This window comes from Algibacter sp. L4_22 (genome assembly GCF_023473045.1).
In the GTDB taxonomy this organism is placed as follows: Bacteria; Bacteroidota; Bacteroidia; order Flavobacteriales; family Flavobacteriaceae; genus Algibacter.
Map to the genome: position 1 here is coordinate 641,851 of NZ_JAMCOK010000002.1, position 18,619 is coordinate 660,469.

16 protein-coding genes are annotated in these 18,619 nt (G+C 31.1%); 6 read left to right on the forward strand and 10 right to left on the reverse strand.

Annotated elements, in window-relative coordinates:
- The first annotated feature begins 159 nt into the window (after positions 1 to 159).
- Entirely contained in the window at positions 160 to 657 is a 498-nt protein-coding gene (locus M4I23_RS07440; protein WP_249753978.1) for a BON domain-containing protein, read from the forward strand.
- Positions 658 to 901: 244 nt separating this feature from the next.
- Positions 902 to 1,798 carry a 3-hydroxyacyl-CoA dehydrogenase gene (locus M4I23_RS07445; RefSeq protein WP_249753979.1) on the forward strand — a complete coding sequence of 299 codons (897 nt, stop codon included), beginning with the start codon at positions 902 to 904 and terminating at the stop codon, positions 1,796 to 1,798.
- A gap of 325 nt (positions 1,799 to 2,123) precedes the next feature.
- Here the strand turns inward: M4I23_RS07445 and M4I23_RS07450 are convergent, their stop codons facing one another.
- From M4I23_RS07450 to M4I23_RS07460, 3 genes are all read right to left on the reverse strand, one after another.
- Complete coding sequence (locus M4I23_RS07450; RefSeq protein WP_249753980.1) at positions 2,124 to 2,330, reverse strand: hypothetical protein; 207 nt, start codon at positions 2,328 to 2,330, stop codon at positions 2,124 to 2,126.
- Between the two features lie 928 nt (positions 2,331 to 3,258).
- Positions 3,259 to 4,140, reverse strand: coding sequence for an NAD(P)-dependent oxidoreductase (locus M4I23_RS07455; RefSeq protein ID WP_262922241.1), 882 nt, complete (start codon positions 4,138 to 4,140; stop codon positions 3,259 to 3,261).
- Between the two features lie 645 nt (positions 4,141 to 4,785).
- Entirely contained in the window at positions 4,786 to 5,160 is a 375-nt protein-coding gene (locus M4I23_RS07460) for a hypothetical protein (protein WP_158849206.1), read from the reverse strand.
- Positions 5,161 to 5,449: 289 nt separating this feature from the next.
- Here M4I23_RS07460 and M4I23_RS07465 point away from each other — a divergent pair, with 289 nt between their 5' ends.
- Positions 5,450 to 6,229, forward strand: a complete 780-nt coding sequence (locus M4I23_RS07465; protein WP_249753981.1) for a zinc-dependent peptidase — start codon at positions 5,450 to 5,452, stop codon at positions 6,227 to 6,229.
- A 46-nt stretch (positions 6,230 to 6,275) separates the two neighbouring features.
- Here the strand turns inward: M4I23_RS07465 and M4I23_RS07470 are convergent, their stop codons facing one another.
- The 4 genes from M4I23_RS07470 to M4I23_RS07485 form a co-directional block, all read right to left on the reverse strand.
- Positions 6,276 to 6,746, reverse strand: a complete 471-nt coding sequence (locus M4I23_RS07470; protein ID WP_249753982.1) for a universal stress protein — start codon at positions 6,744 to 6,746, stop codon at positions 6,276 to 6,278.
- Between the two features lie 197 nt (positions 6,747 to 6,943).
- Positions 6,944 to 7,636 carry a hypothetical protein gene (locus M4I23_RS07475; RefSeq protein ID WP_249753983.1) on the reverse strand — a complete coding sequence of 231 codons (693 nt, stop codon included), beginning with the start codon at positions 7,634 to 7,636 and terminating at the stop codon, positions 6,944 to 6,946.
- A 72-nt stretch (positions 7,637 to 7,708) separates the two neighbouring features.
- Positions 7,709 to 8,239 (reverse strand): hypothetical protein, encoded by a 531-nt coding sequence (locus tag M4I23_RS07480; protein WP_249753984.1) that lies wholly within the window; start codon positions 8,237 to 8,239, stop codon positions 7,709 to 7,711.
- 121 nt (positions 8,240 to 8,360) lie between these two features.
- On the reverse strand, positions 8,361 to 9,080 hold the full coding sequence (locus tag M4I23_RS07485; protein ID WP_249753985.1) for a Crp/Fnr family transcriptional regulator: 720 nt from the start codon (positions 9,078 to 9,080) through the stop codon (positions 8,361 to 8,363).
- 491 nt (positions 9,081 to 9,571) lie between these two features.
- On the opposite strand from M4I23_RS07485, the gene M4I23_RS07490 reads away from it, so the two are divergent.
- Together M4I23_RS07490 and M4I23_RS07495 are read left to right on the forward strand one after the other, a co-directional pair.
- Positions 9,572 to 10,816: a glycosyltransferase family 4 protein gene (locus M4I23_RS07490; RefSeq protein ID WP_158849194.1), complete on the forward strand. Its 1,245-nt coding sequence runs from the start codon at positions 9,572 to 9,574 to the stop codon at positions 10,814 to 10,816.
- Positions 10,817 to 10,825: 9 nt separating this feature from the next.
- The gene (locus tag M4I23_RS07495; RefSeq protein WP_158849192.1) at positions 10,826 to 15,019 is read left to right on the forward strand and encodes a phosphodiester glycosidase family protein; all 4,194 of its coding nucleotides are present in this window, start codon (positions 10,826 to 10,828) and stop codon (positions 15,017 to 15,019) included.
- 132 nt (positions 15,020 to 15,151) lie between these two features.
- Here M4I23_RS07495 and M4I23_RS07500 read toward each other — a convergent pair whose 3' ends face one another.
- Together M4I23_RS07500 and M4I23_RS07505 are read right to left on the reverse strand one after the other, a co-directional pair.
- Positions 15,152 to 15,640, reverse strand: a complete 489-nt coding sequence (locus M4I23_RS07500; protein WP_158849190.1) for a threonine/serine exporter family protein — start codon at positions 15,638 to 15,640, stop codon at positions 15,152 to 15,154.
- The gene (locus M4I23_RS07505; RefSeq protein ID WP_158849188.1) at positions 15,637 to 16,410 is read right to left on the reverse strand and encodes a threonine/serine exporter ThrE family protein; all 774 of its coding nucleotides are present in this window, start codon (positions 16,408 to 16,410) and stop codon (positions 15,637 to 15,639) included. Before M4I23_RS07505 ends, M4I23_RS07500 begins: the two co-directional genes overlap by 4 nt.
- 152 nt (positions 16,411 to 16,562) lie before the next feature.
- Here M4I23_RS07505 and M4I23_RS07510 point away from each other — a divergent pair, with 152 nt between their 5' ends.
- Positions 16,563 to 17,750 carry a TIGR03862 family flavoprotein gene (locus M4I23_RS07510; protein ID WP_249753986.1) on the forward strand — a complete coding sequence of 396 codons (1,188 nt, stop codon included), beginning with the start codon at positions 16,563 to 16,565 and terminating at the stop codon, positions 17,748 to 17,750.
- Between the two features lie 205 nt (positions 17,751 to 17,955).
- On the opposite strand, the gene M4I23_RS07515 is transcribed toward M4I23_RS07510, so the two are convergent.
- Positions 17,956 to 18,618 carry a response regulator gene (locus tag M4I23_RS07515; RefSeq protein WP_249753987.1) on the reverse strand — a complete coding sequence of 221 codons (663 nt, stop codon included), beginning with the start codon at positions 18,616 to 18,618 and terminating at the stop codon, positions 17,956 to 17,958.
- Between the last annotated feature and the right edge of the window lies 1 nt (position 18,619).

An 18,619-nucleotide genomic window follows, 5' to 3' on the forward strand; every position in this document is an offset into this window, starting at 1 on the left:
TCTTAACTGTAGGGTTTTCTTTTATAAAAACCTTACTATATTATAACAATATTAATACATTTTTATTTTCTAAAAGACTGACATAAGTCATTTTAAATACTACTTCAACAGCATATCTTTACTTCTAATAAATTATTGTTTCATCAAAAATAAATAGACATGAAAACTGATTGTCAAATTAAACAAGACATATTAGATGAGTTGGTATTTCAACCTAACATCGAAGAAAACCAAATTGGTGTGGTAGTAGAAGACGGCGTAGTAATGCTAACTGGAGTTGTTGATGATTTTTCTATAAAAGTAGCCGCAAAAAAAGCAGTTAGAAAGGTAAAAGGCGTAAGAGCAGTAGCAGAAGATATAGAAATAAAATATGGTACAGATTATCAAAAAACAGATTTAGAAATTGCAAAAGCAATAGTATATGCTTTTAAAGAGAATACAGCTATACCAGAAACAAAAATAGAGATTGAAGTTAGTGATGGTTGGGTTAACCTCTCTGGAGAAGTAACATTTCCTTATGAAAAAGAAGCCGCAAAAAAAGCAACAGAAATAATTCTCGGAGTTAAAGGAATAAATAATGCAATTGTGATAAAAACAACTGTAAACCCCGAAACTATTAAAGGAAAAAGCAACCTCCTTGAGTTAGAAGAAAAATAAATAAGAAAAAAAGCACTAAAAAAAAACAACTTATTTCTCTCTATACGCAATTAGAATAGAAAATAGATTGGGTATAATTTCTTAAAAATAATTGAATAAAAACAACCCTAATTTATAGCTATAAATTAGGGTTGTTTTTATTATAATGACTTAGGTCATTACTGGGCTTAATAGGATATATTAACTTTGTATTAGAGTACTACTAGAACAGTAAAACAAAAAAGTTAAACATAAAACTATTGAAATGAGCTACAAAAATATAACCATCGCGGGAAGTGGTGTTTTAGGATATCAAATTGCATTTCAAACCGCTTTTCATGGATTCAATGTTACCGTTTATGACATTAATGATGAAGTTTTGGAAAAAGCAAAAACAAAATTTAATGGTTTGAGCGACGCCTATAAAACAGATTTAAATGCAACCCAACAACAGCTAGATCGAACCTTCCAAGACCTAAGCTACACTTCCGATTTAGCCGAAGCGGTTAAAAATGCAGATTTACTAATTGAAGCAGTACCAGAAGACCCAAAAATAAAAACAGAATTTTACAAAAAATTAGCAAAAGTTGCTCCTGAAAAAACTGTTTTCACAACCAACTCTTCAACACTTTTACCTAGTCAATTTGCTAAAATAACAGGAAGACCTTCTAAATTTTTAGCTTTGCATTTTGCGAATAAAATATGGCTCCATAACACGGCAGAAATCATGGAACATACAACAACAGATCCACAAGTTTTTAAGGATGTAGTGGCCTTTGCTAAAGCCATTGGCATGCTAACTTTACCTTTACATAAAGAGCAACCAGGATACATTCTAAATTCATTATTAGTGCCATTGCTTAGTTCTGCACTAGATTTATTAGTAGGTGACGTTGCAGACCAAGAAACTATAGATAAAACATGGATGAAAGCAACTAGCGCACCCTTAGGCCCTTTTGGTATTCTTGATGTTGTTGGTATCACTTCTGCTTATAATATTGGTAAAATTTCTGCTGAAAAGACCAAAAATGAATTAAAAATAAAAACAGTAAAATACTTAAAAGAGAATTATATAGATAAAAACAAATTAGGTGTTTCTACTGGAGAAGGATTTTATAAATATCCAAATCCGAGTTTTAATAACCCAGATTTTTTAAAATAAACCACTATATATCCTGCCTACTTAAAAAAAACTATTGATTAAAACTCATAAAACAATAAGCAAATCAGGATGTTATTTAATCCAATACTGGTAGAAAAAACCTGAAAATTAATTTTACTAGTCAAATATTTAAAAAAATTTCCGATAACTAATATGCGGTGGAGTACTTACAAATGTTGCGTTTTTCAAAACCTGGAACATATTTTCTAAGAAACTTATATGTTTCCATACATTGTCTACGCTCCATAGTTTTCGCTTTACTTAAATCGAACGGGTTTAAAGGATCGAAACCTAACACACGAGAGATATTAAATATAAATTCAACTTAGATATTCGTTTCAAAAGACAATACATTCTCTCTAGGAATAGTTACTTTTACTTTTGCTGTTGCTACATTCCATAAATCGTAAAAGCCCCATGTAGAAATGCGCTTGCTACGCTTTAAAACATCAGCTTTATCATCCGCTATTTCCTCAGCATCAAATTGATCCCAATTGTTAACCATATATTCTCTTAACTTTACTGTATCCACATTTCCAACTTTAATATTAGTTGTTGAATAGTATCTGTGCAAACTACAGTTGTTATGCCTCCAATATAAGACCATACAATAGCAAATAATGCAAATTCATGAAATTGTACTTTGCCCTGTAATAATAATAAGCACAAAAACTCTACTTAATAATTGTACACCTTAACTCATAGTTTTACCAATCATAAAAAGGTACGTGCTAATTGACTTGTTTTTATACCTAATCTATTTTGAATAAAATTGTATGAACTAAAAATACCTTCTTCATAATATTCTTTTAATAACACATAAAGCAAAACCAATAGTCATTTGCAAATAGGTTAAGTTTCTATTCATAAAAAGTATAGAAACAGGAACTACTATAATTTAAAAACATTTGTTTTTGTTACTATTAAAGATAAAGAAACCACCCACCATGGCAGGTTATTTCCACTTTTAAAAAAAGCATTTAGGCCTTTGTCTTTATTTTTTACAAGTTCTCCTATTAGAATTGTTCCTAAAAGGAACAATCATTAATATAACCCTATTTAAGGTTGAAAAAGAACATAAAATACAAGTTTGAAGAAAAAGTAGTAACGGAAAAAATATCAATACTGAAAAACATAATATTAATTTTGACAACAACTCAAATTTTAGAAATAACACTGTAACTGACGGATTAAAAAAATGGTGTACAATTATAATATTGACATGTCATCGAACGCTATTTTGTTTTGTGCTACGATCCAAAAATTAAATTCAGTATATATTTTTTTTAAATTAGTAAGTCAAGGTCAACAAACAACAGCGCAATATTATGAGGGAATGAGTTTTATCTTTATGCCATTCAAAAAAAAAGAGAACGGCGGATTGTTTCCCGTCGTCCTCTTTTGAGACTATAATATAAAATCGTTTTTCAAAATAATCTCCGGAAGTAATTTCCGATGAATTATTTCTTTAACGTCTTGAAATAATCGAATATTTCTGGAACATTGCCACTTCCCATGCCTGCATCTAAAGCAGCCTGAAGGTTGCCTGAAGTAGCTTCGGCTATAGTAGAAACTGAACCAAGATCTTGTATCATCTGTACGAAATAACCCAAATCCTTATTAGCATTGGCAATAGAGAAACCTAGATCACTTACATTATCTACAGCGTAGTTTTTAGTGAATTTCATGAACGGTGAATTCGATGGTCCAGCTGACATGATATCAAACAATTGTTGCCCATCAACTCCAGCTAATTTCGCTGCAGCGAAAGCTTGAGACATAGCAACCACAGTAGTCATACCCATAAAATTGTTTATCAATTTAGTTGTATGACCAGCACCAAGAGCGCCTAAATAAAACACGTTCTCACCTTGCTCGTCAAGAACCGGCTTCACCTTTGCAAAGGTATCTTTATCTCCTGCTGCCATAATGTTAAGCAGTCCGTCTTTAGCATGAGCTGGTGTACGACCAAGCGGCGCATCAATCATACCTGCACCTTTACTAGCAAGATCTTTTCCAATTTTGATAGTAGAAGCAGGAATAGACGTTCCGAAATCAATCAAAACAGCACCTTCTCTAATACCCGCTAAAATACCATTTTCGCCATAAACAACCTTTTCAACAACAGCAGAAGTGGTAAGACAGAACATTACGATATCGCTCTTTTCAGCCAATTCTTTTGGTGAGCTAGCTTCTGTAGCATTACCTCGAGCGATAACTTTTGCAACTTCGTCCTTATTAAGATCCATTACTGTTAGCTCATATCCTCTTTTTTGCAGATTTTCAACCATGTTACCTCCCATAAGGCCTAGTCCGATAAATCCGATAGTGGGTTTTTTCATATTTAACTTATTTTAATTATAATTGTTAGCACAAAGATATGCTTCTAATAACATTCACAAAATTATTTAATAGAACAATCCCAAGCATTGGGACGTTAAATTAATCTAAAAACATTGCTCCCCTACTTTCGCAAAAAGAAAATCCATTATTTTGTGTGTAAATTTACTAAATTTTGGGCTAAGTAAAACTTCTTTCCTACGTCGTTTCGTAAAAAAAATCTCTATTAACGTCGTTAATGAACATTTAAGAAGAAAAAATAGTAAATTAAACTTCACTTTTGCCATTACAGTATAAACATTTTTTGCAACGCCTTACGGATTCTAACCTATTACCATCGGTGCATTTCTTGCGATGATTTTACAGGACTTGTTTTTAAATCTACATTAACAAAATTGCTCAGTACGTTTACTTTTGAAACAATTAGTACTTAATCTAAAGATGCTGAAGATATTTTTAATTTAATGTCTATTTTATTATTTAGATGTTTCTCTACAATTAGAAGTTCTTGGTTTTCATACCCTAACTGATAAAAGTAAACGATATCATTCACTGAAACATCATCTAACTCGAAATAGCCAGACGCGTTAGTATAAGTATCTTTTTGATGTTTTTTTTAAAATAATTAAGCTACCTAGGTTATTCAATTATTCTCCCTCAATAAGTCCCATTTCTCCAACAATTACCTTAAGTTCAAACGTATTTGCTATATTATTCCCATCCGTATAAATTATTCTAATAACATCCACCCCTTCCGATACAGTCTTGAAATTGAAGGTATAAGTTTCTGTAGTTTCATTTTTGATTATTACTACAGGTTTTTCAAGTTCCGTAAATTGTGGATTAGCATCTAACCGCCATGTATATCCCGAATTGACTTCGCCTTCAAGAATAATTTCAAATGGATCATCTTCAGATAAGGTTACTCTAGATCCACTGTCGGATAATTTATAAGGTTTAGAGCAACTTGCAAGCAATAACATCGCTACTATTAAAACATAATTTTTAAAAATTGTTTTCATGATTTATTAGGTGTTTAATCGTTTTTTGAGCTAAAACAAATACAGCAAGAGTTTCTGGATAATAGAAATAATCTACCACCTCTAAATCATGTTTTATTTCTATGTTTGTCTCAATTAATCTTTAAGTTAAATATAATTCCGCATATCTCCATTAGGCATTAATATTCACCCAAAAAATTTAATTTATGTGTAAAGGAACTAAATAAAAGCAAAAGGCAATGCTACCTAAGTAGCAATTTCTTTTCTTTAAAAAATAGAATACTTTTACAAAAAATAAAAACATCCTTTTATGGCATTTATTATTGCTTTTATATTTTTAGTAGCTTTTGCTATTTACACGCTTTATATTACCAAAAAGAAGAAAGCTGAAAAATTCCCGGCTAATTGGCATACCTTAATAATACAACATGTTAACTTTTACAAAAGTTTACCGACTACCGAACAAAAACGATTCCAGAAGCGTATAATGGTGTTTTTAAGCGAAATAAACATAGAAAGTGTTGGTTTTGACCTAGAAGATCTTGATAAAATATTAATTGCATGTAGCGCCGTTATACCCGTTTTTAATTTTTCTGAATGGCATTATAAAAATTTAAGTACTGTGTTGGTTTATCCAGACCATTTTAATGAAGATTTAGGTTTTGCTCAAACCGATGAAAACCGACAAATTGCAGGTATGGTTGGTACCGGACAATTTGAACATCAAATGATTTTATCACGAAAAGCACTGCATGGAGGTTTTCAGAAAAAATCTCACATTCACAATACTGGTATTCATGAATTTGTTCATTTAATAGACAAACTAGATGGCTTAACAGATGGCGTACCAGAAACTTTAATACAACAACCCTACGTTATTCCTTGGTTAAAAATTATTCATAAAGAAATGGAAGCCATAAATAATAATAAATCTGATATTAGAAATTATGGAGGTACCAATGAAGCCGAGTTTTTAGCAGTAGCTTCAGAATATTTTTTTGAACAACCTCAAAAAATGAAGAAAAACCATCCAGACCTATACCAAATGCTTAAAGTTTGTTTTCGTACAAAAGATAAATCTAAAATTTAAAAAAGCATCTAAATTCACTTTAGATACTTTTTTATAATATTTAAACTTAAGAAGTTTTTTCTGCTTTTTTTATAGGCACTATCAATATAGGCGTTGTAGAATGTTTCACTATTCTCACCGCAGTATTACCCATTAATACATTTTCTATAATGCTGTGACTGTGCGTGCCCATTATTAATAAATCAGCTTTCCATTCTTTTAAGAATTCCAAAATCTCATAATCTGGCTCGCCTTCTAATACTTTAATCTCTATTTCTGGCTCACCTAAAAAGTTTGCCGTTGATTTAAGAAATTTTCCTGCTTCAGTTTTAAAATCATCAACAAGACCAATATTTTGTTGAATTAAACTACCACTATAGTCCATGATAGGATCAAAATCTATAGCATATTCTGCTGCATCTGAAACTACATGAACTAAAACTAATTTGGCCTTCAATGCTTTTGCATACTCGAAACCTAAAGTTGCTATTTTTTCTGCGGAAGGACTAGTGTCCAAAGCAATACATATCCTTTTCATTTTTAGATTTTTTTGATTTATTATTCCACTACGCTAGTAAAATTAATTGCACTATAATGTAAATATAACACCATAGAAGAACTAGAACTGCTACTTAAGTAGCAGTTCTAGTTCTTCTTAATAAAAAGAGAGATTATCTTTTAAAACAACCTCTCTTAACTCTAACCAATAAATAAAATGAAACTTTCATTTTCTCCTTAAAATAAAGGAAAAACTCCTACAGGGTATACATTTTCTGGTTGATGTTCTTTAAAATATGCTTCTGTTTCTTTTGCATGCGCTTTAGCTCTTTTTTTCCAAGCAATATAATCCTCTTTTAGTTTTTCACCTTGAGCTTCCAACTTTTCTCCTTCTTTTTTGGTAGCACCTGTTAGTTTGGATTTTCCAGCCTTAAGACTTTTCATATTATGATCTAAGACCTTCTCTAATTGCGAATCGTTAACTTTTTCAGGTTCTGTGAGAATATAGGTATCATCGGTAACCAAATAATCATGCCCCACATTAATCTCTGCGTTGGCCATCACACTACGTAATGCATCTATATCTACCTTTTTTCCTTTTTCTAATAGTTTAGAAAACTCTGTAAGCTGATTAATACTGACATCTACACTTTCTATAAACTCAGAGCCTTTATCCTTAGCTTCTGTTTTTAATTCCTTAGCACCATAATTTATGTGTTCTGCTGCCGATTTGTATTCATTTTTATCTAGAGCCATTAACGCTTTTTCAAATGCAATATCAGATTTATTAGGCAATTCCATAGATACCTCATTCTCTACAACATCTGTCACTTCTTCTGCTTCTTTTTTTTCCTTATTACCGCAAGAGCTCACAACCATTCCAGATGCAACTAATACGAATAACAATCTTATATTTTTTAGATTTTTCATTTTAATAAAAATTATTGGTATTTACCTTTATGCCATACAATTAAGTACGCCGTAATAGTAAATACAATTAAACTACCCTCTAAGTATGTTTCCATTACCATCTATGTACATACGGTGTGTTTTACCGTTATTCATAATTTTAACATGGTAATACACCGAAGTTTTACCATCCCTTGCGTAGTGTGTAGACACATATCTATCTGACAACAATTTAGCTTTAGGATACTTTTTAAAAACCGCTCTGTCTATAGCACTTGGTAATGCTATATTTTTAATACTTTCATAAGTACTCTCTAATGTGCCATCGGCATTATAATAAGCACTTATTTTTGCGTGTTTCCCAGAAAGTCTTACTTCATAAGTATCATAATAATTAGGGTTAAAATCTTCATTTTTAGTAACAATGACCTGATCTTCTATCATAGTTATAGGTACAGCCTCATACTCTATAACGCTATAATCATTAAAATCATTTTCTACTGAAGACACTACTTCTACAGGCACCTTTTCTTTTAAAATTTTTGCTGAATACAAGACTCCTTCTTGTCCAAACATTGAGCTGGTTAGGCCCATAAAACATAAACCAATTAAAAACTTTTTCATTATAATAAAATTTAATTAATAATAAATCCTGGTTGATATAATCCTATATATGAAGAATTACTATGTAAAGATATTATCACTTAAAACCTCTTTATACTACTTAAGTAGCACTTCTATATTTTTATGAGTTTTTTAACATATAATTTTGATTATGAACACGTTGCGACAACAGTTGATAATTAACCACATCTGTATGTTTACGCTGTACGCTAATAATACCGTCTTTTTTAAATTGTTGGATATAACGGTTTACTACTGCTCTTGTACTACCTATCATATAAGCAATCTCATTATGCGAGAGATCATTTATTCTCTCCAAATGTTTAGTTTCATTACAATTAGACATAAACAAACGAGCTAAACGTGTAGGGATATCAGCTAATACATTATCGGTAAGGTTAGCTTCCATTTCACGCATTCGGCATGCCATATAAGGCATAAAGGTTTTATATATGGCTGGATTGACTTCCATCCAAGCTCGCATTTTATTCATTGAAGTTAAAAGCACTTCTACCTCATCGATTGTTGTAAAGTTAATATCATGTTTATGCCCATCTATAAGTGACATAATATCTAAAACATCCCCTTTTTCTAATAATGACAGTGTATAATTTCTATCTGTATCATAATTAGATTTACAGGTTTTTAAACGTCCTGATAAAATGATACAAAAGTTGTTTGAATTGTTATCACCTGCAAAAAATTCTGTGCCTTTTTCCCATATGGTATATTTAAAATTATCTAATAAAGAGGTTATTGCGTCTTCATTTAAATGCTTAAATAACTCATGCTCTTCTAATTCAACTCGGCAAGCTGAATAATTTATATTTGTAGTTTTCATAATTATAGCCTTCAATTGGTGCTAAAGTAAAGCAGATTACTAACCTATTTAAAGACTTAAGTCAGTCCTATAAAAAAAAATTAGAAAAAATTTAAAAAGAAACTGACATACATCAGTGTATTTAAATTTCAAGAAGTATCTAAATATAAAAGGCCGAATAATAAAGGCGTCAAAGCGTGAATACAAATCTATTTTTGGGTTCTTAAAAAAATTAAAACACCTCTTCATTCAACCATATAAAATACTTCCGTCTTTCTAGGGTATATTTTTTTAATAGACAGTATATAAGTATGAAATTAACTCATTTTATAATAATTCTGAAAATATACAATTATCATTTTACCTAGATTAAAGCAATAAATTTAATAACACATAATTTATTCTTGTTAAAATTTTTGAAGTGACAATTTATTAAACACAGTCTTCCTAAACCTTTCAAAGTTGCTACCAATAATGTATATTTAAAGGATATGAATCTTTATATATAAAACATGCGAATTGGTATTATCATTGGTAGAATTGGTGGAGTGGACGGTGTAGCTCTTGAAACCGAAAAATGGATAGATGTCTTAAAAAAATTAGGCCATGAGGTATTTATCATGTCTGGAGAGTTTGAATCTTGGAATATGGATTATGAACACGACTATTTATATCCTGCTTTATCTTTTTTTTCGGTAGAAGCCGAATGGGGACAACGTAAAGCCTTTTACGAACCCGATAAAGATCCAGGTCCATTACTTGAACATGTTGAAAAAGCATCTAACATGATTCATGATGCCATGGTGAAATGGGTAACTAACAAAAAAATAGATGTTCTACTTTCCGAAAATGCTTCGGCACTACCCTGCCATTTATCTATGGGTGTAGCTATAAAAAAACTAATTAAAACTACAGGATTACCTATTGTAACTCATGATCATGATTTCCATTGGGAACGTGGTCAGCGCTATGTTTCTACACACCCAGAAGTTAACCAATATGTGGATGATAATTTCCCATTATTACTACCCGATGTAAAACATGCGGTAATTAACACTTTTGGAGTAGAAACCTTTAAAAACAGATTTGATATAGACGCCACCTTAGTTCCTAATGTTATGGACTTTAATCGAATCTACGGCGTTCCAACCCCAGAAAACCAGTTTTTTCTTAGAGATCTTGGTATTAAAGAAGACGAAATTGCCTTATTACAAGTAACACGTATTGTAAGACGAAAAGGTATTGAAACTGCAATTTCTTTAATTGATAAGCTAGATGATAAAAAATTAAAACTCGTAATTACTGGAAATAATAATGATGATGAAAACAAAGAATATTACAACGAATTAATAGACCAAATACATCAACTTAATATATCTAGCCAAATTATATTTGCTGCAGATAAAGTTTTAGACCATAAAGATTTATCTGATGTTTATGCACACGGTCGGGCTGCAACTTACTTTAGTACTTATGAAGGTTTCGGAAATGCTTTTGTAGAAACAGTACTTGCAAAAAAACCAATTTTTGTTAATAACTACAAACCTGTATACATGCAGGATATTGGCTGTAAAGGTTTTGAAACCGTTATGATAGAAGATGGCAATTTAACACCTGAAAGTGTTCAACAAATGTCTGATATTATATACAACCCCGAACGATGTAAAGAAATTGGTGAATTCAACTTTAATCTTGGAAAAAAACATTTCTCTTATGAAGTTCTAGAAGAAAAATTAAGTAGTCTATTTAAATTTTAAAAACAAATAATGATTAAACAGGAAGCAGCGAAAATCCATAACATTTTAAAAAATTTAAAAAATGAAAAGATAAACACTTGGTTCGACCTCGGTTTATTTATTGATAAGTTCAAAGAGCAAAAATCACCCTTAGCATTTAAAGGTGATGCACAATCTTTTGATAAACAAATAGAAAAAGGAGGTATAGCTTTCCTTACATTCTATTTTACTATAGATGGTATTACAGTGGAAACTGAAAAGTATGCCAAAATTTTTAAAAACATCTATCCAAACATTCCTATACACTTTGTAGCAGGAGATATTAAAGAAGAAGCCGATGAGTTAATCCCCAAAGATGCCTTTAAAAAAGTGATCCCAGAAATGGAAGCTTTTGATGCTTGGCCATTATATAAAGACTTCTTTAGCGTTAAAATGGAGCGCGGAAGCGAGGCCTATAACGATCTTATCGGAAAGTTTTGGAAAGAGGTTCTTGTACTCGTCGAGAAACTAGGAAGCTATATTGAAGAAAACGATATTTCGCTGTTGTATCTCATCAATGTTTGCTCCAATCCTGGCAATGTTTCATTGGCCTTGGCTACAGTTTTAATTTCAGAATATTTAGGAATTCCTGTTATAAATAATAATCATGATTTTTACTGGGAAGGTGGTAATAAAAAGGAAGATATTAAAAAGAAAGGCTTAAAAAAGGGACCAAGAGATTTCTTTTTTCATAATGCGCATATTGGCGAATTTTTCTCTGTTATAGAAATGGTATATCCATGGGAAAGTCGTTCTTGGATGAACGTAAATATTAATAAAATGCAACAAGAGCATCTTATAAATATTAATGGTCATAATCCAGCAAATGTAGCTTTATTAGGTACTGCCGTAGATACCCAAATGCACCAAATGAGTAAACGTGATATTATAAAAGCGTTTATGCAAGTGTCTACTATTTTTTCTAATAAAAAAGAAACCATTACAGTACACACCGCCGCCAACCATAAAGACAGTAAACGTTCTTTAAAACCTATATTATTAGGACATAAAAAAATTGAAAAATTCGATTTTGTAAACAATAATATTGTTTTTCTGCAACCCACTCGGGTTATTAGTAGAAAATCTATTGAGCTTAACTTTAAGCTTATAAAACGATTATTTTCATACGATTCATTTGCTGAAAAATTTTCTACTAATCCACAATTAAAATTATCGCTCATTGTTTCTGGCCCCATACCTCATGGCCAACAGAATTATTATAGAGATTTAAAAAAGGACTTTACAAACTTCCTTAAAGAGCTTCCAAAGGAATTTAAATCAAGAGTGCTTCTAGGTTTTTTATTTAGTGAATTTGATAAAAATGAGTTCAAGAAAAAATATAAAAAACCATTAAATATTGAACAGCTTTATGATGTTGCTTCTCTAATTTTATTACCAAGTCAAACCGAAGGACGAGGCCTGCCTATTATAGAAGCTGCAGCTTGCGGAACACCTATATTTTGTAGACAATACGAACCAAGAGAGGTTTACGATCAAGTTATCGGGCGTCATTTAGATGAGTCCTTACGTTTAAAAGTGTTAGAATTTAAAGGCTCTAAAATTCCTAAAATATTGGCAGAAAAGATATGCGACCACGTATTTTATCCGCAAAACCGAATGGTAGATGTAACACACAACCGAAGTGTTATTAATAAACGTTACAGCATAGAATCTTTAGAAAAAAACATGCGATATATTTTAGAACGCATGTGTTTACAGCTAGATTCTTCGGGTATTGAAGAGAATATACAAGTGGTTAATTTACTAAAACAATACAAAACATCTGTTAACTTTGAAAACGATGATTTAAATGCTATTCTGAATAAGAAAACAAGACATTATTTACCAGGATATGGCCGTTTATCATTTATGTTGTACTTGAAATCTTTAATAGACCCTAGTTTTTTTAGAGTTGAAGAGCAACTTGTAAAAGGTAAAGTAATGCGTTATGCTAGAATGATGGAAAATGATATTCCAGATTTAGTAAATACCAATTTAGAACGCATTCATACTTATTACAATGCCATTGATGATATTTTTAAATATGTGGATGGAGAAATTACAACCAGACACGATCACGCACTTACATACAGACATAGAAATAAAAAATCTTATGCCTATCAAGCTTTTACCTACCAAGAAGTAACTGGTTTGGTTAACATGATTTATAACGATATTTTTAAGCCAGAAAACTTAACAGATTTAACATTAGCTCCACAATTTTTTGCTGATTGGGAATTGGCTTTATTTCAATTAACCAATAGTAAGTTTTTAGGTATTGATGATAGAAAAATATTAACAACCAATTTAAAGAAAAATGTGCCTAAAGGTTACTTCCCTGGGCGTTACATAAAACACGAGTTAGAATATTTTGTTTTACAACCTATTCGCGCACAACTAAAACTTACCATACAAGAAGAACTTACTACAGAAGTACTCCAATCTAGCCTAGATACATTAGAAAAAGTATATATTTTTATACATGAGCCAAGAATAACAAAATGGTTTTCTAGTGCAAACATTAAAGAGTATTTAGAAAGTGGTAAAGAACCAGAGTTAGGCTTGCTTTACAAAGCTGGAGTGGTTCAAATAGTAGAAACCAAACAATGGTCAGAAGGTGTTCATTTCCCTCAAATGGGTCCGAAAGCCATTAAAATTTTACGAGACATAAAAGAAGCCAATGGGTTTATAATTACAAATGGTGAATATTCTGCCATGATGACGGATATTATCGAAATAGATCATTTTCATATTGGAAAAGTGTTATATGAAATGACGGCCAAAATTATGGGAATCCCTAAAGATAGTGGCTTTATTCAATTTGTGCCAGCAGCTGTTCGTACTACTTTAGCCTACCCTACTCCAATACAAACGGCCAAAGATTTTGACTTGGCTTTAAAAAGTGAAATTTTCAATGATTTAAAAAATACAATTGGTGAAAAAGAATTATTCCAATTGATTTCTACCGATGCTATCGAAAACGGAACGCCTATTGTTAAGCTACTAGAACAAATAAAGGCGAGTTTGAAAAAGTCTAAAACTATTGAAAAAGTAAAATCATCTTTTGCAGGAGGTGTCTATGATGATGGTTTACCATGGAGTGGTGTATTAGCTGAAATTGATACTAAAAAGCACAATTGGAAATTTGCAGCACATATTGCGAATAAAACGCCTAAAAATGTTCCTGCATTAGTCAAGGAATATAAAAAGAAAAGTAAAAACCCAAATAAAATAGAACTCGCCTGGAATGGCGGTTATATTTTAAATCCTGAATTAGTTGGAAAACTGGGATTACCAGAAACCTATATTGGCTCGCCTTTAGGTTTATTAATTATGAATAATAAGGTGTTTTGCCCACCTTTATTTAATAAACCAGCCTTTATTATTTATAAAAATGGTGATGTAGATATTAGAAAGGTAAACAGTGAAGCTGGATTTATCATAAAAGGCAAGCAAAAAGACATCGTTTTTAGCGCGAACAACTATAACAAACATAGTAATACTGAACCTTGTTTTTATGATTTATCCTATTCCGAAGATACTTTAAAAGGAGATGGTAATGTCATTATCAGAATCGCAGGAAACACAGTGAAACAAATAATTAAAACGAAAGAAAAAGAATCTGTAGCATCCATTCCCGTTGGTATCACCCTATCTATTCCTTCTAAAATATTTTCCGATACTATCTTTAAAGAAGGTATGCCGCTAGATATTCAATTATTAGAACCAGAGACTAATCCTTATAAATGGGACGAGATATCTTATGCTATTGAAGCTGGACCTATGCTGATTGATGGCGGAAAGCAAATATTAAATATGGAAGATGAAGGTTGGAAAACCTCTAACTCTATTAAAACACAAGCTGCACGGTTAGATTTCACAGATATGCGCGGACCAAAAATTGCTGTAGGTATTACCAAAGAAGGTAAACTAATGGTACTTATGGTGAATGGTAGAATTCGAGAATCTGTTGGAGCAACTCATTTTGATATGGTCGATATTCTTTTAAAATATGGAATGGAAAAAGCTATGGGCTTTGATCCGGGAGGAAGTAGCACCTTAGTTGTTGATGGAGAAATCATGAATATTTCACCATACAATAAAAATTACGAGAAAGACATTTACTCATTACCTCCAGAACCACGATTTGTAGCTAATGCTATTATGGGTTGGATTGAAGAATAAGTTCTTTACTTTATTCTGAAGTAAGATATTATTCTATTAAAACTTAATTCAGTTGAAATTTTTAAGCCTCTTTTTAGTAATTTAAAAAGAGGCTTTTCTTACAGTTAATAATATAATCAACTTTAAGTTATACTAATTTTTAATACGTTTCACAGTCTTTTTATTCAAAAAAAGCAACGGTAATGATACGCCAAGCGTTAATGCTATCAATATATAAACCATAGTAAAACCATTAGAAAAAATAGAATCTATTAAGGCTAAACGCTTATCACTGTTAGATTCAATAAAAACAAAATTCATTATTGATAATATAGTTTCGTAGGCATAATAACCCGGAATCATAGGTATCACGCCTGGAACAGAAAAAACAACTGGGGGATTATGGATTTTATGTGCAATAGGAATACTTATTAAACCTACATAACAAGCAGCAAATAGACTAACAAGAGCTATATGGAAATTAAAATGTAAAAGTAAAAACTTTATAAAACCAGATGAAAATCCTAATAAGAATATGGTGAATATAGTGTTCTTAGGCACATTAAAAAGCACTCCAAATCCAACTGCAGCAATACCAGACCAAAAGGAAACTTCTAACAAATGTAATATCAAATCTATCATATTTTATTAATTGAAAAAACATACATAGCAATAAAAAGCCCAGTAGCAATGGCCAAAACAGTCATTGCTCCCATCGCAAATCTAACAACACCGTTTAAAATATTCCCTTCAAGTAAATCTGTAAAGGAGTTAATAAGTGTTACTCCAGGTACAAGAAAGAGTATGGAAGTCGCTACCGCCGTTTGAGGGTTTGCTCCTATATTAAACACCATACCTATAGAAGCTATTAAAGAAGCAACTAAGGACGCCAAGAAAATCCGTATATACATATTGTACTTTAACCTATGTGCTTGCTGAGCAACAAACAACCCTACAAATGCACTTATAAAAGCAACTAACATGTTTAGATAATCCCCTTTAAAAAGGTTACAAAACCCAGCAATAGCAAAACTAACAGCAAATAGCACAACTATTTTAGGGTACTTTTCAAGTTCTTTAATCCGTTTAATTTCTGCTTCAATTTCTTCTAAAGACCAATTTTCATGAATAGCCGTCCAACTGGACTTACTAATTTCAGAAATGATAAGATAACTTAAAGCATGAGGTGGCAAATTATAAACTTTTGTAGTACTCTGTTTAGTTACTTCATCTGTTAATGTCATTATAATCGTTTTTTGACTAATCCAACTTTGAACATCAAAATTTAAAACTGAAGCAAATCGATCTATGCTAATATTAATTCTACTAGTATTTGCTCCCGAAACCATCAAAAGTGATGAAATTTCAAAAAGCAAATCTGCTGTTTGTTGAAACTTTTTAGAATCAGACATTTATATATTAAAATAGTTTGTTTTCGCAAATTTATAATTACAATTTTTAAGTTTAACTGATATGAATCAGTTAAACTTAACCAAACTCACTTCTCATTTTGATTTAGCTCTAGAAAATTCATTTACCTCCTAATAATAACTATTTTTGTTATATGAAAAAAAGAATAGCGATTATAGGTAGCGGACCAGCAGCTTTATTATTGGCGGCCTTTTTAGATCCCCAAAAATTTACTGTTACTATTTACGAAAAAAACAAAACCTCTGGACGTAAATTTTTAGTGGCTGGTAAAGGCGGTTTTAACTTAACGCATTCGGAAGATATTAATCAATTTATTAAACGTTATACTCCTAAATATTTTTTAGAAGAAGCGCTATTAAGTTTCACTAATAACGATTTTAGAAATTGGCTCGATACAATAGGTATTCCAACTTACGTAGGAAGTAGTAAAAGAGTATTTCCGGAAGAAGGAATTAAACCTATTGAAGTACTAAATGCTATTCTACAACTTCTTAACGAAAAAGGTGTTATTATTAAATATGAACATACTTTTTCTGGTTGGGATGATACTAGTAGTCCTGTTATTAATAACAAAAGTATACAAACAGATTACACCGCTTTTGCTTTAGGAGGAGGAAGTTGGAAGATTACAGGATCGAATGGAAGCTGGCTTAAAACTTTTGCTAAAAAAGAAATAGAAACTAAACCTTTTCAAGCGTCTAACTGTGCCTATCAAATTGATTGGCACCCAGATTTTATACAAAATAACGAAGGAACACCTTTAAAAAACATTGCTATTTCATGTAATGATGTTATTCAAAAAGGAGAAGCCGTTATTACTAAATTTGGACTAGAAGGAAATGCTATTTACGGGTTAAGCCCTCAAATTAGAGGACAGTTATCTTCAAACTCTAAAGCAACCATTTTTATAGATTTTAAACCTTTACTAACATTAGATAATATTCATTCTAAAATAACAACTTCTAAATTCAGAAATACTTCGGAAATTTTAAAAAAAGAATTAAAGCTAAGTACCTCGCAAATTAACCTATTAAAAATATATTTATCCAAAGATGTTTATTTAAACGCGGAATTATTAGCCAAACACATCAAAAAATTTCCTTTAGAAATAATAAATACGGCAGCAATTGACAAAGCAATTTCTACCGTTGGAGGTATTGGTTTAAATGCTATTTCTAAAAATTATGAACTTAAAAAAATGCCCAATCAATTTTGTATTGGCGAAATGGTAGATTGGGATGCTCCTACTGGAGGATATTTGTTGCAAGCTTGCGCAAGCACTGGAGCATTTTTAGCAAAGCATTTAAATGAAAATGGTTAAAACATATTTATTTAAGTTGAATTCGCTTTTTATTTTAAATTTTAGGCTTAAATCTAAAAAATATTTAGAATTAGTCATAAAAAAACTCTGCATCATTACAACACAGAGTTTAAAAGCTCCCTACAGCCTTTATTAATAGCTTATACAAGATTACAACAACTGTAGGATTAATCTTTACGGTTTTCCGTAAACACACATTTTTTTTTCAAATTAAACCCAAATCTTTAGCTATTGCGATTAAATGAATCGTATTTTTTGAACATAACTGGATTTTAAGTTTATTTAATCTCTTCTCGATGGAACTTAAACTCGATGGCGATATGCCTTTATTTCTAAAAAGCACACTAATTTGATCTTTTGATAGGCCTTTAGAGACATTCTCGAGTAATTTAACATCATAGTCATCTATCTCTAAATTGGTTTTATCTCCTAATGCTTTAGCTATTTTAGGTGAAAAATAATTACCACCCTCAGAAACAGCTATTACACCTTCCGCCAATTCAACTAAACCCTTTCTTCCTTTACATACATAGCCATTAACACCTAATTTAACTAAACGTCGAACCCTTTCTAATCTATCGTCAATAGAATAAGCTATTATATTTACTTCTGGATGTTCTTTTTTTAAAACCGAAATTAAATCTTCACCAGAAATTAAAGTTTGCTCTCTATGATCGGATTGAAATGATAAATCGGTAATAAGCAAATCGTACGGTTTATTATCAAAAAATGCTTTTTTAATTTTTAGATAAGCATCATCGCAATATTGAACTTTTGAAACATTTTTTATATTCAAATCTTTCAAAACAGTAGATACACCTTGATTGATGCTCCCTAAATCATCAGAAATTAAAACTTTTTTAAACATA

Coding starts and splice junctions, on each gene's coding strand:
- M4I23_RS07490 (WP_158849194.1), top strand. CDS start 9,572: ATGCGAATTGGTATTATCATTGGTAGAATTGGTGGAGTGGACGGTGTA.
- M4I23_RS07475 (WP_249753983.1), bottom strand. CDS start 7,636: ATGAAAAATCTAAAAAATATAAGATTGTTATTCGTATTAGTTGCATCT.
- M4I23_RS07505 (WP_158849188.1), bottom strand. CDS start 16,410: ATGTCTGATTCTAAAAAGTTTCAACAAACAGCAGATTTGCTTTTTGAA.
- M4I23_RS07465 (WP_249753981.1), top strand. CDS start 5,450: ATGGCATTTATTATTGCTTTTATATTTTTAGTAGCTTTTGCTATTTAC.
- M4I23_RS07440 (WP_249753978.1), top strand. CDS start 160: ATGAAAACTGATTGTCAAATTAAACAAGACATATTAGATGAGTTGGTA.
- M4I23_RS07515 (WP_249753987.1), bottom strand. CDS start 18,618: ATGTTTAAAAAAGTTTTAATTTCTGATGATTTAGGGAGCATCAATCAA.
- M4I23_RS07455 (WP_262922241.1), bottom strand. CDS start 4,140: ATGAAAAAACCCACTATCGGATTTATCGGACTAGGCCTTATGGGAGGT.
- M4I23_RS07470 (WP_249753982.1), bottom strand. CDS start 6,746: ATGAAAAGGATATGTATTGCTTTGGACACTAGTCCTTCCGCAGAAAAA.
- M4I23_RS07510 (WP_249753986.1), top strand. CDS start 16,563: ATGAAAAAAAGAATAGCGATTATAGGTAGCGGACCAGCAGCTTTATTA.
- M4I23_RS07495 (WP_158849192.1), top strand. CDS start 10,826: ATGATTAAACAGGAAGCAGCGAAAATCCATAACATTTTAAAAAATTTA.
- M4I23_RS07460 (WP_158849206.1), bottom strand. CDS start 5,160: ATGAAAACAATTTTTAAAAATTATGTTTTAATAGTAGCGATGTTATTG.
- M4I23_RS07485 (WP_249753985.1), bottom strand. CDS start 9,080: ATGAAAACTACAAATATAAATTATTCAGCTTGCCGAGTTGAATTAGAA.
- M4I23_RS07500 (WP_158849190.1), bottom strand. CDS start 15,640: ATGATAGATTTGATATTACATTTGTTAGAAGTTTCCTTTTGGTCTGGT.
- M4I23_RS07480 (WP_249753984.1), bottom strand. CDS start 8,239: ATGAAAAAGTTTTTAATTGGTTTATGTTTTATGGGCCTAACCAGCTCA.
- M4I23_RS07445 (WP_249753979.1), top strand. CDS start 902: ATGAGCTACAAAAATATAACCATCGCGGGAAGTGGTGTTTTAGGATAT.